This window comes from Glycomyces luteolus (genome assembly GCF_027622875.1).
GTDB classification, from domain to species: domain Bacteria; phylum Actinomycetota; class Actinomycetes; order Mycobacteriales; family Micromonosporaceae; genus Glycomyces; species Glycomyces luteolus.
Genome location: NZ_JAPZVP010000009.1, coordinates 237,706 through 253,639, shown reverse-complemented (window position 1 = coordinate 253,639; position 15,934 = coordinate 237,706). Strand labels below are relative to the sequence as shown.

The 15,934-nt window shown below is 70.2% G+C and carries 14 protein-coding genes and 1 tRNA gene; 3 read left to right on the top strand and 12 right to left on the bottom strand.

Translation table 11 applies throughout. The annotated features are described in order from the left end of the window. Positions 1-407 precede the first annotated feature (407 nt). The 6 genes from O1R50_RS13800 to O1R50_RS13775 all read right to left on the bottom strand — a co-directional run bounded on the left by O1R50_RS13800 (position 408) and on the right by O1R50_RS13775 (position 6,187). Positions 408-545, bottom strand: coding sequence for a hypothetical protein (locus O1R50_RS13800; protein WP_270110644.1), 138 nt, complete (start codon positions 543-545; stop codon positions 408-410). Next, complete coding sequence (locus O1R50_RS13795; protein ID WP_270110643.1) at positions 542-1,147, bottom strand: type IV toxin-antitoxin system AbiEi family antitoxin domain-containing protein; 606 nt, start codon at positions 1,145-1,147, stop codon at positions 542-544. Before O1R50_RS13795 ends, O1R50_RS13800 begins: the two co-directional genes overlap by 4 nt. 128 nt (positions 1,148-1,275) lie before the next feature. Beyond that, positions 1,276-1,348: transfer RNA gene (locus tag O1R50_RS13790), tRNA-Ala, on the bottom strand. Positions 1,349-1,424: 76 nt separating this feature from the next. After that, positions 1,425-2,990, bottom strand: coding sequence for a dolichyl-phosphate-mannose--protein mannosyltransferase (locus O1R50_RS13785; RefSeq protein ID WP_270110642.1), 1,566 nt, complete (start codon positions 2,988-2,990; stop codon positions 1,425-1,427). Between the two features lie 63 nt (positions 2,991-3,053). Then, positions 3,054-5,195, bottom strand: a complete 2,142-nt coding sequence (locus O1R50_RS13780) for a transglycosylase domain-containing protein (protein ID WP_270110640.1) — start codon at positions 5,193-5,195, stop codon at positions 3,054-3,056. 242 nt (positions 5,196-5,437) lie between these two features. After that, positions 5,438-6,187, bottom strand: a complete 750-nt coding sequence (locus tag O1R50_RS13775) for a hypothetical protein (RefSeq protein WP_270110639.1) — start codon at positions 6,185-6,187, stop codon at positions 5,438-5,440. 138 nt (positions 6,188-6,325) lie between these two features. Here O1R50_RS13775 and metG point away from each other — a divergent pair, with 138 nt between their 5' ends. Next, a complete protein-coding gene (gene metG, locus O1R50_RS13770; RefSeq protein WP_270110638.1) occupies positions 6,326-8,116 on the top strand; it encodes a methionine--tRNA ligase in 1,791 nt (596 codons plus the stop codon). 49 nt (positions 8,117-8,165) lie between these two features. Here the strand turns inward: metG and O1R50_RS13765 are convergent, their stop codons facing one another. Then, complete coding sequence (locus O1R50_RS13765) at positions 8,166-9,287, bottom strand: hypothetical protein (RefSeq protein WP_270110637.1); 1,122 nt, start codon at positions 9,285-9,287, stop codon at positions 8,166-8,168. 565 nt (positions 9,288-9,852) lie between these two features. Here O1R50_RS13765 and O1R50_RS13760 point away from each other — a divergent pair. Further along, positions 9,853-10,710 (top strand): TatD family hydrolase, encoded by an 858-nt coding sequence (locus O1R50_RS13760; RefSeq protein WP_270110636.1) that lies wholly within the window; start codon positions 9,853-9,855, stop codon positions 10,708-10,710. Here the strand turns inward: O1R50_RS13760 and O1R50_RS13755 are convergent, their stop codons facing one another. After that, positions 10,711-12,384 carry a copper resistance CopC/CopD family protein gene (locus O1R50_RS13755; RefSeq protein ID WP_270110635.1) on the bottom strand — a complete coding sequence of 558 codons (1,674 nt, stop codon included), beginning with the start codon at positions 12,382-12,384 and terminating at the stop codon, positions 10,711-10,713. A gap of 69 nt (positions 12,385-12,453) precedes the next feature. Between O1R50_RS13755 and O1R50_RS13750 the strand changes: the two genes are divergently transcribed. Further along, a complete protein-coding gene (locus O1R50_RS13750) occupies positions 12,454-13,188 on the top strand; it encodes a DsbA family protein (RefSeq protein ID WP_270110634.1) in 735 nt (244 codons plus the stop codon). A gap of 105 nt (positions 13,189-13,293) precedes the next feature. Here O1R50_RS13750 and O1R50_RS13745 read toward each other — a convergent pair whose 3' ends face one another. The 4 genes from O1R50_RS13745 to O1R50_RS13730 are packed head-to-tail and all read right to left on the bottom strand — an operon-like array spanning position 13,294 to position 15,831. After that, positions 13,294-14,046 (bottom strand): energy-coupling factor ABC transporter ATP-binding protein, encoded by a 753-nt coding sequence (locus O1R50_RS13745; RefSeq protein ID WP_270110633.1) that lies wholly within the window; start codon positions 14,044-14,046, stop codon positions 13,294-13,296. After that, positions 14,043-14,804, bottom strand: a complete 762-nt coding sequence (gene cbiQ / locus O1R50_RS13740; protein ID WP_270110632.1) for a cobalt ECF transporter T component CbiQ — start codon at positions 14,802-14,804, stop codon at positions 14,043-14,045. Before cbiQ ends, O1R50_RS13745 begins: the two co-directional genes overlap by 4 nt. Further along, positions 14,801-15,139, bottom strand: coding sequence for a PDGLE domain-containing protein (locus O1R50_RS13735; protein ID WP_270110631.1), 339 nt, complete (start codon positions 15,137-15,139; stop codon positions 14,801-14,803). Before O1R50_RS13735 ends, cbiQ begins: the two co-directional genes overlap by 4 nt. Continuing rightward, on the bottom strand, positions 15,136-15,831 hold the full coding sequence (locus tag O1R50_RS13730) for an energy-coupling factor ABC transporter permease (protein WP_270110629.1): 696 nt from the start codon (positions 15,829-15,831) through the stop codon (positions 15,136-15,138). Before O1R50_RS13730 ends, O1R50_RS13735 begins: the two co-directional genes overlap by 4 nt. Positions 15,832-15,934: the final 103 nt, after the last annotated feature.

The following is a 15,934-nucleotide window of genomic DNA, read 5'->3' as shown; positions in this document are numbered from 1 at the left end:
CGCGGAACTCAAGAAGTGGCGCATCCTGCGGAAACTCCGCTGCGACCCACACCGGGCCACCCAAATCGCCCGCGCCATCGCCACTCTCAACTACCAAGAGCGCCAATCAGGATGAGAACACCTCAGTTGTCGACGCTTTCGGAATATCGAGCGATGACTGAATACTGATACCTGCACCATCGGCTGCGAACTGGGCAGCTTGAACGGCCTCGGGTTCTGGTCAGAGGTCCATCATCGCGAGGTCAAGGACGAACCAGTCCCCTTCCACCGTGAAGCGATGGAGTTTGGATCCACCGGCGAGGCTCGCGATGCTAGTTTTCGGGCGCGGCAGCGCGACGCGCCGGTTGAGCCGAGCCTTGGAGCAATTGAGCAGGCCTCGCAGGCAGGGCGTTGGTGGTGACACGGTTTCAGTGCGGTTGCCGCTGTTGCTCGGCAGCGTTCCAGGTCCAAGCGTTGACCGTGCCGCCGACGACGGGATCGGCGAAACCGGCCACGGCGTCCAAGAGCTCGCTGGCTGCGGTCGCTCGGGTCGGTCGCTCGTTCACAGCAGGATCTCCAAGGCGTTCTGCAGCGCGGGACGTGCTTTCGGGAAGTCGCGGGCCATGGCGAGGATTGCGGCTGGGGATGTCGCAGGGCGACGCAGCCATCGCTTGAGCGCCTCGGTGGCGAGTTCGTGGCCTTCGAGGTGTCGCAGACGAAACGCGTCGATGATGCTCCGCTCGGGTCCATATAGACCGATCGCGGTTTCCTCATCGAGCTGCAATTCGGTGCGACCGACGGTGAAGGTCTCGGGATCGAAGGAATGCCAGGCGACCGGCGCTTCGGTGGAGGGTCGCCGGCGGCCTCGCGGGATCGCAATGTCGATGGCGGGCGGGATCTGGTCGGTCAGGTCATGGCGACTCAGTGCCGAGACTAGGCAGATCGTGGCCTGCGGTGCCCGCTGGACGATCTCGTGGAGCTCAAGGTCTGCAGGAAGATCAGCGTCGGCGATCCGGAACCGGCCACGCCCGATCAGCTCGATGAACCCTTGGTCTCGCAAGCGGTACAGGGTCGTTTTCGCAACGCCCGCTTCAGTGGCCATACGGTAGGTGAAGACGGAAGGCAGCTCTTGCAGCCGTGTTCGAGCTTGTCCGCGATCCTTGCTCATGGGAATAAATGTACACACACCCATAATATGTGTAGACAGTTATTCCCAACAGCAGTCCGGCGGGGTGATGGCAATAAAGAAGCGGTCATCAGCATGATGACCGCTCTCATACGGAATATCCGGTTCTGTGGAGCTTAGGGGATTCGAACCCCTGACCTTTTCATTGCGAACGAAACGCGCTACCAACTGCGCCAAAGCCCCTTGCGGCGACTAGGTTAGCACAGCCGCGGGAGGCCGCCGCGAGGGTGGCTTGTGGTGCGGGTCTCGTTGGGGGCGGTCAGATCCAGGAGTCGAGCCACATGCGGGCGTGCCACTCGTCGCGAGGGATCGCCTCGCCGGTGTAGATCGGCCAGAAGTAGGCGAAGCAGAGGACGACGACCGCCACGAACGCCCCGGCGATGAGCGCGCCCGTGAGGCGCCGCTCCGGCGATCCGAGGGGCGGGAGGCCGGTGTTCCTGCGGTGCAGGCTGGTGCGGCCGATGATCAACCCCAGGCACCACGTGACCGCGCCGATGAAGAACGGGACGGCCGGGGCGGCGTAGAAGAAGAACATCGTCCGATCGGGGTACATGAACCACGGGAGGACGCCCGCGCCGAGGCCCGCGAGGAGGAACCAGGCGCGCCAGTCGCGCTTGTGCAGCGCCCAGACGAGGAGCGCGAGCGCGGCGGGCACGAACGTCCACCACAGCAGCGGCGTGCCGAGGAGGAGCACCTCGCCCGCGCAGTCGCTCGCGCCGCAGTTCACGTCGGAGCTCCAGTAGAAGACCACCGGCCGCAGGTTGAACAGCCACTGCCAGGGCCAGGACTGGTAGGCGTGCTCGGAGGAGAGCCCGTTGTGGAAGTCCAGGACGCTGAAGTGGTACTGCATCCAGTTGACGAGCGCGCCGATGACGGGCGGCTCGGAGCGGCCCTGGTCGGCCAGCCAGTGGCGGTAGGAGCCGGTGTCGTTGAGGAACCAGCCGGTCCACGAGAGCGTGTAGACGCCCACGGCGAGCAGCCCGAACCACAGGTTCTGGCCGAACTCGTAGATCAGGGTGTCCCGGAAGGGCTTGCGAGCGCCCGCATCGCAGCGCAGCCGCCAGTCCCACACGATGTAGAGCAGGATGACAACGATGATGTACCACAGCGCACTCCACTTGGTGGCCATGGCGAGTCCGAGGAGCACCGCGCACGCTATCCGCCACCACGGCAGGCCGAGCCGGGGCCTGCGGCGCTTGACGTCGAGGCCGTCCTCGAGCGCGGCGAGCCACCCGGCGCGGCGCCAGTCGCGGTCGCGCACGAGGCAGTACATGGCCCCGAGCAGGAGCGTGGCGATGAAGATGTCGAGCAGCGACGTGCGGGAGAGCACGAGGTGGCTGCCTTCGACGGCGAGCAGGAGGCCCGCGGTGCCGCCGAGGAGGGTCGAGCCGGTGAGGCGGCGCATGAGGCGGATGAGGATCGCGACGCCGATCACGCCCGCGGCGGCGGCGCCGATGCGCCAGCCGACCTCGTCGTAGCCGAACGCCCATTCGCCGACGCCGATGAGCCACTTGCCGAACGGCGGGTGCGCGACATACGAGGAGCCGTCCGCGCCCGGGTCCCATTCGACGCCGTAGGACAGCATCGAGTGCGCGTCCTGCGCGTAGTAGACCTCGTCGAAGATCAGGCCCTTGGGGTGGTTCAGGCCGATCAGGCGCAGCGCGGCGGCGATCCCGGTGATCACGAGGGTCACCCAGAGGGCGCGGCGGGAGTCGTCCGGAAGGGTGCTCGCGAGGCGGGCCCGGACGGCGGGGAGGGGGCCGGGGAGCGGCGTCGGCCGCCAGGCGGCGGGCGGCTGCTCGGGCCGGACTGCGGTGGCGCTCACCGGGGTGAGTCTAGGGCCTGAGCGCCCACTCTGGCGAGTCGCGTCAGGCCCTCCACTTCTCGATTAGTGCACCAGATCCTTGGGCGGCGTGAAATCGCCTTCGCCGTTCAGCTCCCACTGCGCGGCCAGGATCTCGGCCACCGCGTTCGCGGGCTTGCCGAGGTTCCCCTTGCCTACCAGGTTCTGCGGGCTGTCCGGGTCGGCGATGAACGCCGCGGCCGCCGCGTTCGGAGTGAAGCCCACGAACCAGTTGGTGGAGTTCGAGTCGGTCGTGCCGGTCTTGCCCGCGACCGGGCCGTCGACCGCCTGTCCGACCTGCGGGGCGGTGCCCCACGTGCAGGTCCCGGCCACCGCGCCGTCACCGGTCGGGCAGCGCGCCGCGTCCACCGCGGCGCGGGCCACCTCGACGCTCACGGCCCGGTCGCACGGCGACTCGAACGGGATCGTCTCGCCCGTCAGCGTCGTCGCGTGCGCCGCCGGGATCGGCGGGCAGTACACGCCGTCCGCCGGGAGCGTCGCGTACGCGGCCGCCATGTCCAGCGGCGTGGTCTGCGTGACGCCGAGGACGAACGGCCCGAAGGACTCCGGGTTGTTCTGGACGAAGTTGAGGTCCTCCTGGGCCCGGAACTTGATGCCCAGCCGCTCGGCCACGTTGATCGCCTTGTCCACGCCGACCCGCTCGGCCAACTGCACGAAGTACGTGTTCACCGACTCGCCGAAACCGGTCCACATGTTGTAGTTCCCGACCTCCGACTTCGAGGCGTTCTTCGGGCACCACTTGTTGCCGCACGCGGCTCCGCCATCGTCCACCACGTACTTCGACGTGTACTGGTACGGGGAGTAGATCGTCGTGTCCAGCGGGTAGCCCTCCTCGAGCGCCGCGAGCATCGTGAACATCTTGAACGAGGAGCCGGCCTGGTAGCCCGGCACCGCCGAGTTGCCGCTCAGCAGCGGGTTGGTGGTGTTCGGGTACGAGCCCTTGTACTCAGGGTTGGAGGTGTTGGGGCCGTTGTCGGACGTGTCGTTCGAGTAGTTGCGGTTCACGGCCATCACCTGGATGCCGCCGGTCCCCGGCTCGACCACGACCGACCCGAGCGCGTACTCCGAGCCGGTCTCCTTCTGCTTCTCGACCGCGTCCTGCGCGGCGTCCTGCAGCTCCACGTCGAGGGTCGAGACGATCTCGTAGCCGCCCCGGTAGAGGCGGGCCTTGCGGACCTCGTCGGAGTCCCCGAAGTCCTCCTGCTGGTTCCACCACTGCTCGAAGTAGTCGACGAAGAACCCGTAGTCCGAGTCGATCGCGCCGCCGGAGGTGTTGTTGGCCTCCTGGGGGTTGAGGTTCAGGCCCTCGGCCTTCGCCTCGTCGCCCTCGGCCGGCGTCAGGGTCCCGACGTCGACCATCCGGTTGATCACGTGGTCGCGGCGGACCTGCGCGGCCTCCGAGGAGCCGTTGATCGGGTCGTAGTTCGACGGCGACTGGATCAGGCCCACCAGCATCGCCGACTCGGCGGTCGTGAGATCGGCCGGGACCTTCCCGTAGTAGACCTGCGCGGCCGCGCCGATCCCGTACGCGCCGTTGCCGAAGTAGACGGTGTTCAGGTAGTTGGTGAGGATCTCCTGCTTCGTCATCTCCTCTTCGAGCGCCAGCGCGTAGCCCATCTCCTTGACCTTGCGGTCGATGGTGACCTCGCTGGCGGCGGCGACCTCGTCGGGCGTGGTCGCGGTGTAGGAGAGGACCTGCCGGACGTACTGCATGGTGATCGTCGAGGCGCCTTCGGAGGTGCCGCCGTCGGCGAGGTTGGTGACGAGCGCGCGCATGACGCCTTCGGGGTCGACGCCGTTGTGCTCGAAGAAGTTCGAATCCTCGGTGGCGACGAGCGCGTTGACGACCGATTCGGGGATCTGGTCGTATTCGAGCTGCACGCGGTACTGGTCGCCGAACGTGGCGATGACCGTCTTGCCGTCGGAGGCGTAGAGGGTCGAGGATTCGGGCGCAGGGGGGAGCACGAGCTCGTCGGGGAGTTCGAGGACGGTTTCGGAGCCGACTTTGGCCAGGCCGCCGAAGGCGCTCGTCAGCGGCAGGAACGCCAGGCCGACGACGAGGCCGAAGGTGACCGCCACCGGCACGAGCGCGAACATGGCGCGTCGCTGCACGGCGGTGATGGGTCCGAACCAGGTCTGCGCCACCGGTTTCGAAGAATCACTCACGCTGTCTCCCGAAGAGCCCCGAAGCGGGGAAGGAACGGTCAATGCAAAATGGGCGCGGCATAGCGCCGAGTCAGGCGGAGTTCCGGGGGCGGGTTCACTCTACGACGCCGCGCCTCGCGGGCGGCGGCGCCCGGCGACTCGGGTGGGCGTCATTACAGCCCGTCCCAGTGGGCCCGCGCCGCACGCGAACAGGTTGCCAGGGCTGCTGTCGGGGCCGGCGTACAACCAGTGCGTTTCGCGGTTCACCATGCGAAGGCGAGGGCGACGGCGAGCACGGCCCCGGCGGCGGCCCAGCACAGGCCGACCGCGGCGGAGCGTCCTTCGTAGAGCCTCGTGGCGCCGGAGACGGCGACGAGGGCGAATGCGGCGGCCATGAACAGGACGAGTGAGGGCGCCCAGCGGAGGAGGAGCCCGGGGGTGCTGCCGACGTAGGCGCTGTGCGCGTCGGGGCCGGTGGCGCGGGCGGGGAGTTCGGCGCCGACGTCGGCGGCCGTGACGTCGCCGGTGAGGTGGAGGTCCTTCGCCCATTCGTGGGTCTGGAAGCGGCCGGTGCAGGAGGGGGCGAACCCCTGCTCGCAGGCGGTGACTTGGACGGTGCCGTACTGGTAGTGGCCCACGGAGATCCAGAGGGCGGGGGCGGCAGTCCAGGCGAAGAACATGAGGACGCACGCGCAGACGAGGATGCCGAGGAGCGCGGGGGCGAAGGCCTTGGGTTCGCGGCGGCGCTCGGGTCTGCCGGGCCTGGCGGGTTTCCGGTCGGATACGGCGGCCCGCTCCCAGACGGCGCGGATGGCGGCCATGCCGTCGGTCTGGGAGCCGAGGGGCCCGCGCTGGGAGACAGGTCTGGGGGCGGCTCCGGCGCCGGGGTCCCGGGTGTGGTCGCCGACGACGCCGTACGCGGCGGGCAGCTCGGGAACGGGCACCCTCGCTGCCGGCGGCTCGGCGGACGCGGGCTGGTGCTGGGAATCGACCGCGCGGTGTGTTCCAGACATACCGGTTATTGCATCACCGAATTCGCGAACGGGGGCGCAATCGCGTCGGGATCGCCGTGTCGGGTGAGGCCGTAACGTCCGCTGCACCAGGGCCCGGACGCCGTCGGTCTTACGGATTGGACCGATACCATGGGGCGCATGACTCATGTATTGACCGCGCTGGCCTGGCCTTACGCCAACGGCCCGCGCCACATCGGCCATGTAGCAGGATTCGGGGTCCCCGCCGACGTCTTCGCCCGCTACATGCGCATGCGCGGTCACGACGTGCTCATGGTCTCGGGGACCGACGAGCACGGCACGCCGATCCTGGTGCAGGCCGACTCGGAGGGCCTGACGGCGGCCGAGGCCGCCGCGAAGTACAACCGGATCATCGTGGAGGACCTGGACGCGCTGGGCCTCTCGTACGACCTGTTCACGCGCACGACCACCGGGAACCACTACCAGACCGTGCAGGAGCTGTTCACGACGCTCTACGGCAACGGGTACATCCTGCAGAAGAAGACGCTCGGGGCGATCAGCCCGTCGACGGGGCGGACGCTGCCGGACCGCTACATCGAGGGCACGTGCCCGCACTGCGGGTTCGACTCGGCGCGCGGCGACCAGTGCGACAACTGCGGCCGCCAGCTCGACCCGACCGACCTGATCGACCCGAAGTCGCGGATCAACGGCGAGACGCCGAAGTTCGTGGAGGAGGACCATTTCTTCCTCGACCTGCCGGCGTTCGCCGACGCGTTGAACGCGTGGCTGGACACGCGCACAGGCTGGCGCACGAACGTCCTGCGGTTCACCAAGAACCTGCTCGACGAGATGCATCCGCGCCCGATCTCGCGCGACCTCGACTGGGGTGTGCCGATCCCGCTGGAAGGCTGGGTCGACCGGCCGGACAAGCGGCTGTACGTGTGGTTCGACGCGGTGATCGGCTATCTGAGCGCCACGATCGAGTGGGCGCGGCGCTCGGGCGACCCGGAGGCGTGGAAGCGCTGGTGGCAGGACCCGGAGGCGGTGTCCTACTACTTCATGGGGAAGGACAACATCGTCTTCCACTCCGAGATCTGGCCTGCGATGCTGCTGGGGGCGAACGGCGAGGGCGCGGGCGGCGGCGAGCCGGGCGCGCTCGGGAAGCTGAACCTGCCGACCGAGGTCGTCTCGTCGGAGTTCCTGACGATGGAGGGCAAGCAGTTCTCGTCCTCGCGCCGCGTCGTGATCTACGTGCGGGACTTCCTGGAGCGGTACTCCCCCGACGCGCTGCGGTACTACATCTGCGCGGCGGGCCCGGAGAACCAGGACTCGGACTTCACGTGGGCGGAGTTCCTGCGCCGCAACAACGATGAGCTGGTGGCGGGCTGGGGCAACCTGGTGAACCGCTCGATCGCGATGGCCGCGAAGAACTTCGGGGCCGTGCCGGAGCCGGGCGAGCTCGAGGATGTCGACCGGGAGCTGCTGGCGGCGACGAGGACCGCGTTCGACACCGTCGGGGACCTGATCGGCGCCAACAAGGTGCGGGCGGGGATCGGCGAGGCCATGAAGGCCGTCGCGGCGGCGAACAAGTACCTCGCGGACACCGCGCCGTGGAAGATGAAGGAGGACCCGAAGCGCCAGGGCACGGTCCTCTACACGGTGCTGCAGGCCGTCTCGGACCTGAAGACGATCATGAGCCCGTTCCTGCCGCACTCGTCGCAGCGGGTGCACGAGCTGCTCGGCGGCGAGGGCGTGTTCGCGCCCATGCCGTACATCGAGGAGGTCGCCGACCTCGACGAGGGCGGCGCGACCGACGGGCCGTACCCGATCCTCACCGGCGACTACTCGGACGTCCCGAAGTGGGAGTCGGTGCCGCTGGTGCCGGGCACCGTGCTGGAGAAGCCGACCCCGGTGTTCACGAAGCTCGAACCGTCCATTGTGGATGAAGAGATCGAGCGGCTGAACGCCTAGAGAGCGCAAAGGAAAGGGCCCGGCGGCTGCCGGGCCCTTTTCCGTGTGCTCAGATCGCCGGGGCGACTTCGCCGCGCTCGACCCACTTCTCGTAGACGCCGCGGCGCACGGCCTCGGCCCCGGACCGGGAGAGGACGTCGGGGCTGGGGCGGGAGAGGCGGAACCGCGCCCAGTCGTCGTCGGCGTCCACGAGCGAGCCCGGGATGCCCTTCCACAGCACGTGGTTCGCCTCGCGCAGGACCCGGCGCACCTGGTGGACGCGGCCCTGCTCGACGCCCGGGATGTCAACGCGCCGTTCGAGGGTGAGCGGCGCCCACTGCTGCCCGGAGTACGCGAAGAGCTCGAGTTCGGCGCCCTGCTCGGTGTAGGCGAGGATCCGGGCGCCCTCGGGCAGCGGCAGATCGGTGAGGTCGGCGGTGACGTGCTCGGGCAGCAGGTGCGCGGTCGAGATCGCGAACCCGGTACCGAGGACGGGCATGCCGCGCCGGTCGGAGGACGGCATCGCCGTCAGGCCTTCGTATTCGGGGGCGACGGGCGCCTGGTAGTCCCACGCGTCGGCCGCGTGCCAGCGCAGGGCGAACACCCAGGGCTCGCTCGGTTCGGTCTCGCCGCCGAGGACGGAGCGGGCGGCGGGGGTGCGCAGGTGCGCGATGTCCCAGCGGCGGTAGCAGAACCCGCCGGGGACGGCGGCGGTCTCCATGAGGCGGGCGATCATCGGAGCGGTGACGGGTCGCTCCATCACGTCGCCGGGGCTGACCGCCGCGGAGCGGCGGACGCGGTCGAGGAGGACGCGCGCGGCCGGGTCGAGGTGCGGGGTCTGGGTCAGGCGGCGCACGTATTCGAGGTCGAGGCCGGGCGCGAGCGGCACGGTGAGGGACCGGTCGTCGGCGACGGCGACGGGCACGCCGTCGCGCAGGACTTCGCCGGCGTGGGCGAAGTGGCGGTAGGGGTAGTCGCTGCCGGGGCGGGGGTTGGGGAGGAAGTCGGGGCGCGGGAGGGCGGAGTAGAGCTCCCAGGCGGCGCCGTCGGCGTAGGGGGTGCCGGGGTATTTCTCACCGCGCCATTCGACGGTGGCGATGGTCTGGGGTTGCGTCGTTTCGGCCGGGACGGCGGGGCGGCGTTGCTGGAGCGCTGCGGCGCGGTTGCGGCGGGACGCGAGGTCGCGGGTCATGTGCGTCTCGATTCGTCTTGCGCGGGTGCGACGGCGGGTGCGACTGCGTTGTCGTGGACCGCTGTGAGGTCCGGTGCGTCGCCGGACGGTAGTGGCTTGTCCACAGCCGGTGGTTCGACTGTCCGCCAACGTAAGCGCGGCGTGTCAGGCGCGGATGTCCGGAAAATGAAGAAGATGTTACGGCGGCAGCATTACGTGCATGCGGCAGCGGCTAGCGGGACTTCATCTGGAGCGCTGCCGCGTGTGTGCCATCCCTAGCCCCCACCCACCCGGGGATTATGCCCGCAATCCTCCCGCGCGGGTCCGCCAAGAACGGGCCTCCGCGGCGCGGATGTCACCCGATCGTGTTCCTCGCGGATCCCGGGGCCAGGGCCGGCGAGGTACGCCGCGCCTGGGTCGGCGAGAGCGGGCAGGGCGGGCGAGGTTCCGCGCCCGGACCAGGGGGCCGGGTATGCGTCGTTCTGCGCGGACCCCGGACCCCGAATCCAGGACCCCGAGAGCCCGGTGCGCGAGGTTCCGCGCGGACCCCAGGGCCGGGTGTGCGGCGGCGTGGCATCGTTGAGGCGTGTACCGATCCGAACCCGCGCCGCTGCCCGAACCGCTGCCGCATCCCGTCGCCGACAGCCACACCCACCTCGATCTCGTCGACGTCTTCGGCGCCGAGGAGGAGCTCCCGGCGCCCGCTCCCGACTCGCCCGGCGTGCAAGCCCGCCTCGATGAGGCCGAGGCCGCCGGGGTCGCGCGGGTCGTGCAGGTCGGCACGGACGTCGAGTCCTCCCGCTGGGCCGCCGCGCTCGCCGCCGCCGATCCGCGCGTGCTCGCCGCCGCCGCCCTGCACCCGAACGACGCCCCGCGCCAGGCCGACCTCGACGCGGCCCTCGCCGCGATCGACGCGGTCGCGGCGCTGCCACGCGTCGCGGCCCTCGGCGAGACCGGGCTCGACTACTTCCGCACCGACGAGACCGGCCGCGCGGCCCAGCAGCGCTCGTTCCGCGCGCACATCGAGATCGCGAAGTCGCGGAACAAGACGCTGGTGATCCACGACCGGGACGCGCACGAGGACGTCCTGTCGATCCTCGACGCCGACGGCGCGCCCGACCGTGTCGTGCTGCACTGCTTCTCAGGGGACTTCGCGTTCGCGAAGGAGTGCGCGCGGCGCGGGTTCTTCATGAGCTTCGCCGGGAACGCGACGTTCAAGAACGCCCAGAACCTGCGCGACGCCGCCTCGGTCGCCCCGGCCGAACTCGTGCTCGTGGAGACGGACGCGCCGTTCATGGCCCCGATCCCGGTGCGCGGGCACCGGAACCACCCGGCGCTCACGAACTACACGGTCCGCTTCCTCGCCGAGTACCTCGAACGCGACCTCGAGGCGTGGTGCGAACGGTTGTGGGCGAACACCGAGGCGGCGTTCGGCTCCTGGTGATCAGCTGACGTCGACGGCCGCTTCGGCGGTCGCGGTGTTCCCCGCGGCGTCGGTGAGCGTGAACGTGAAGATCCAGCGCCCTTCGGCGGGCAGGCTCACCTCGCCCGCGAGGATGCCGGTGCGCAGCTCGATGAGCCGCATCTCCTCGGCCGCTTCGCCTTCGAGCCCGTAGGTCGCGGTCCACTCCTCGGCGGGGAACGGCGCGCCTTCGAGGTCGTCGGCGAGGATCCGCACACTGTTGGGCCCGGGCCGCCCGGGTTCGAGCACGAGCTGCGCCGAGTACACGTCGGTGGTGACGAGCGTGGCCGTCTCGGTCGATTCGGCGGTGGCCGTCTCGGCCTCGAGCAGCGCGGTCTTGGCGGGCACTGCCTGCACGAGCACGGTCACGGCGGCCATGACGGCGGCGAGGAACACGAGCTCGACCCCGGCCGCGACGCGCAGCCGCCGCCCGGCTTCCGTGCGGCGCAGCAGCGCCCTCCGCGTGAACAGGCCCGCGGCGACGATGACGGCGAACAGCACCGCCTTGAGGATCACCAGGCGCCCGTAGGTCGTGTCCGTCAAGGCCGCGATCGAGTCGATGTGGAGCAGCGCGGAGGCGAGCCCGGCGACGAGGACGTTCGCGACGAGCCACGGCACCAGGGCCAGCCACGTCTCGACGGTCCTGTCCGGGATCTCGGTGTCCTTGCGGAACGCGAGGATCAGGATCGCGAGCACGCCGCCCGCCCAGGCCATCGAAGCGGCGAGGTGCACCGCGTCAGCGACGAACGCGACGACGACCGGCTCGGTCGCCATGGGGTGCCCGGCGAGCGGCCAAGTGGCGGTGAGCGCGAGTCCGACCGCGGCGAGGCCGGTCACGAGCAGCGGCTTCGGTTCCTCGGCGCTGGTGACGACGGTGCGCATGAGCGGCAGGGCGAGCAGCACCAGCAGGAGCCGCAGGAGCCCGGCGAGGCCGACGTTCGACTCCATGACGGACTGGAGTCCGACCGCGTCCAGCCCGGAGACGCTGGTCCCGGTTTCATAGGCGGCCTGGAGGGGCAGCCCGAGCACGGCGGTCATGGCGACGACCGCGAGACCGGTGGCGCACATCCTCGCGGGGACCTCGCGCGGCCGGGCCCCGAGGGCGAGGAAGCTCCCCGCGCCGAGCGCGAGCGCCAAGCCCGCGTACCCGAACCAGCGGTTGCCGTAGAGCAGCCCCTGCACGAACGGGTCGGTCCCGGCTATGAGCGCTTCGGCGCTCGGCGCTTCGGTCTCGGCGCCGACGGAGAACGTGAACGTGCCGGAGACGGGGTGCCCGTCGTGTGAGACGACCCGATAGCCGACGAGATAGGTGCCCTCCTGGTCGGCGTCGACGCTGATCGTCAGGACGGTCTCTTCGGCGTTCTGCTCGACCCCGGTGTCGGCTCGGTCACCATCGGGAGCCACCACGCCGGTGGCCGCGTCTACGGGGGTGACTGGTTCGTTGAACTCGACGACGACTTCACTCGGAGGCGCGTCGAGGAGCGCCCCGGAGGAGGGTTCGGTCTTGGTGGCCGTGGCGTGCGCCGAGGCCCCCGAGGCCCAAAGCGCGCCTAGCGCCGCGCCGACGATTCCTCCGACGAGCGCCGCCGCGAGCGACGACCAGGCGAAGCGGGTCGCTCTGGCGGCGGGTCGGCGGTCGTTCGATCGGGATCGCATCGCCGCTGAGCGTACTCGAAACCGCTTCGTGAATCGAGAGTTGGACCGGAGAAAGGCTGAGCGAGGCACATGGGCAAGTCGAACCGGAATACCGACCGCCGACAGGCCGCCGAGGCGCTGCGCAGGCAGCAGGCCGCGGAGGCGCGGCGCCGGAAGATCGTGTTCGGGGTGGCGATCGGCGCCGCCGTGGTGCTGATCGGAGGGCTCCTCGTATGGGGCATCTGGATGAACAGCAAACCCGAGTACGAGGTGAACGAGCCTTCCGCGGCGGTCACCGACACCTACGCGGTGCAGATCGGCGACGGCCCGGTCGAGATCGACCTCTACATCGACTACATGTGCCCGGCGTGCAACCAGTTCGAGTCCGCGTACGCCGAGCAGATCCAGTCGTGGGTCGACGACGGCTCGGTGACGGTGAACTACCACCCGCTCACGATCCTCGACCGCCTCAGCTCGGGCACCGAGTACTCGAGCCGCGCGGCGGCCGCCGCCGTCTGCGCCGCCGACGCCGGCGAGCAGCAGTTCCTCGACTACACGCTGGCGCTGTACGCGAACCAGCCCGCCGAGAACAGCGAAGGCCTCACCGATGAGGAGCTGATCGCGATCGGCACGGACGACGTCGGCCTCGGCGCCGACTGGCAGTCCTGTGTGGAGGACGAGACGTACCGCGGCTGGGTCCAGGAGGGCAATGCCAACGCCACCGGCGAGCAGGGCGTCTCCGGGACGCCGACCGCGAAGGTCAACGGCGAGGTCGTCGAGAACTCGGCGTTCGCCGACGAGGTCCAGGCCGCGATCGCGGGCTGACCGAAGGCTTGCGTACAAGGGGCGCAGCCGCTCGGTTCAAGGAACCGAGCGCTGCGCCCCTTCGGCGTCGGCGGCCCTGTGTGCCCGGGCGGGACCGCGAAGGCCCTACGCCCGCATCGCCGCCAGCGCCGCCTCCAGGGAGAAGCCGAACGGCAGTTCGAGCCGGTGCCGTTGCAGGAGTTCGGGATCGGCGAGGATCTCGACGGTGGGGCCGTCGGCGGCGACGCGGCCGGCGTCGAGGATCACGGCCCTTTCGCACAGTTGCAGCGCGTACGGCAGGTCGTGGGTGACGAGCAGCAGCGTCGGTGCGGTGGCCTGCAGGATGCGGGCGAGGTCGCGGCGGGCGGCCGGGTCGAGGTTCGCGCTGGGTTCGTCGCACACCACGATGTCGGGGCGCATGGCGAGCACGCCGGCGAGGGCGGCGCGGCGCTGCTGGCCGACCGAGAGGTGGTGTGGCGGCCGGTCGGCGAGGTCGCTCAGGCCGACGTCGGCGAGTGCGGCCCGGACGCGTTCGGCGAGTTCGGGTCCGCGCAGGCCGAGGTTGGCGGGGCCGAAACCGACGTCGTCGGCGACGGTGGGCATGAACAGCTGGTCGTCCGGGCTCTGGAAGACGATGCCGACGCGGCGGCGGATCTCCGCGAGGGTCTTCCGCTCGACCTTGACGTCGGCCACCGACACTTCGCCCTCGGTGGCGGTGAGGAGCCCGGCGAGGTGGAGCATGAGCGTGGTCTTCCCGGCGCCGTTGGGGCCGAGGATGGCGACGCGTTCACCTTCGCGGACTTGGAGGTCGACGCCGTCGAGGGCGCGGTGGCCGTCCGGGTAGACGTGCTGGAGGGCTTTGATGTCCAAGGCGCTCATGCGAACACCGCCGTCCAGGTCGCGATGCCGGCCGCGATCGCGGGGGCGGCGAGCGCGGCCGTCCATTGCAGGGCGCTCGCGGGTGCGGGGCCGACTTCGAGCGGGAGCCGCCCGGTGTAGCCGCGGGCGGCCATGGCCTGCCAGACGCGTTCGCCGCGTTCGAAGGAGCGGATGAAGACGACGCCGAGGCTGCGGGCGAGCGCGCCGGCCTGCCACAGGAACCGCGGGTCGTCGCAGCGGGCGAGGCGGGCCAGTCGCATCTGGGTCACTTCTGCCACGGTCAAGTGCGCGTAGCGGATCGCGAATGCGGTGATCTGGAGCAGGATCTCGGGGCAGCGCAGCCGCGAGAGTCCGGCGAGGACCGCGGCGATCGGGGTCGTAGCGGAGAGCAGCAGGGCGGCCCAGACGCCGAGGGTGGCTTTGGCGAGCAGGTTCCATCCGGCCCACAGGCCCGGTTCGGAGACTCGGAGGAAGCCGATCTGGACCGGGTCGCCTTCGACCATGAACGGGAACGCCAAGGCCAGCAACAGGAACGGCGATTCGACGAGGCTGCGGGAGAGCACCCAGGCGAGGGGCACGCGGGCGAGCAGGAAGAGCCCGGAGAGGAGCGCGGCGTAGACCCCGAAGGCCCACACCGCCTCTCGCGGGGTGGCCGCGATGGCGCAGGTGAAGGCGACGAGCGCGACGATCTTCACCTGCGGGCGCAGCCGGTGGACCGGCGAGTCTCCGGGCCGGTGGAGCCCGTCGACGGGGTTCACGCGTGCTCCTTCTTCTTGCCGCGCGCGAGGAGCCAGAAGAACCCGGTGGCGACGGCGAGGGTGAGGATCACGCCGATGATCCCGGCGAGCGAGGCGCCGAGGATCTCGTTGTCGAGGAAGGAGATCCCGTAGTCGGCGAAGGCGCCGCCGATCTCGTGGTCGCCAGCGGCTTGCAGGACGCAGGTGCCGCCGGTGATCTCACCGTCAGTGGTCTCGCAGCCGGTGAGGAGCACCGATTCGAGCCCGTCGGGCGAGGCTGAGGCGAACAGGGACACGAATCCGGCGAGGATCAGCGTGACGACGACGCCGGTGGTCCAGAGGCGTTTGGTCTTCACACCGTCTCCTTGGCGGGCTGGGCGAGGCGGGAGCCGCGCAGGGCGTGGACGAGGTCGGGGCGGACGGCCGCGACGGCGGTCACCGCTCCGGCGGTGATGACGCCTTCGCCGATGCCGACGAGGACGTGGGTGCCGAGGATCGCGGCCGCGAGCTCGCCGAAGGACTGGCCCACTTCCTCACCGCCGAGCCAGAACTGGAGCACGAATCCGGCCGAGGCGGCGACGACGCTGACGACGGAGGCCGCGAAGACCGCGGCGCCGAGGCCCCAGCGGGTGCGCGGGAGGACTTTGAGCGCCAGCAGGATCACGCCGTAGCCGGCGAAGCTGGCGATCACGGCCATGTTGACCACGTTCAGCCCCAGGGCGGTGACGGCCCCGTCGGCGAACAGCAGCGCCTGGATGACGATGACGACGGTGACGCAGAGCGCCCCGAGCCAGGGACCGAGGAGCGCGGCGGCGAGCGCGCCGCCGAGGAGGTGCCCCGATACCACCGCGGCGATCGGGAAGTTGAGCATCTGCGCGGCGAAGATGAACGCCGTCGCGAGGCCCGCGAGCGGCACGAGCCGCTCGTCGAGATGCCTGCGCGCCTTGACGACGCAGGCGCCGACGGCGATGGCGGCGAGGAGTGCGAAGGCGAGTGAGGTGGGTCCGTTGACGACGTCCGTCGGGATGTGCAGCGCCAGGTCTGACACGGGCAGTGCCGCCTTTCGACTGGTTGTGGGCCCTGGGGCGGGGCCGGGGCGGGTGTGGCGGTCGCCTTGCCGGATGCAAGGCTTCCACGCGCGGAATCAACAG

Excerpts from the sequence above, each read along its gene's own strand:
- metG (WP_270110638.1), top strand. The coding sequence starts at position 6,326 with ATGACTCATGTATTGACCGCGCTGGCCTGGCCTTACGCCAACGGCCCG.
- O1R50_RS13750 (WP_270110634.1), top strand. The coding sequence starts at position 12,454 with ATGGGCAAGTCGAACCGGAATACCGACCGCCGACAGGCCGCCGAGGCG.
- O1R50_RS13795 (WP_270110643.1), bottom strand. The coding sequence starts at position 1,147 with ATGAGCAAGGATCGCGGACAAGCTCGAACACGGCTGCAAGAGCTGCCT.
- O1R50_RS13775 (WP_270110639.1), bottom strand. The coding sequence starts at position 6,187 with ATGTCTGGAACACACCGCGCGGTCGATTCCCAGCACCAGCCCGCGTCC.
- O1R50_RS13765 (WP_270110637.1), bottom strand. The coding sequence starts at position 9,287 with ATGACCCGCGACCTCGCGTCCCGCCGCAACCGCGCCGCAGCGCTCCAG.
- O1R50_RS13745 (WP_270110633.1), bottom strand. The coding sequence starts at position 14,046 with ATGAGCGCCTTGGACATCAAAGCCCTCCAGCACGTCTACCCGGACGGC.
- O1R50_RS13755 (WP_270110635.1), bottom strand. The coding sequence starts at position 12,384 with ATGCGATCCCGATCGAACGACCGCCGACCCGCCGCCAGAGCGACCCGC.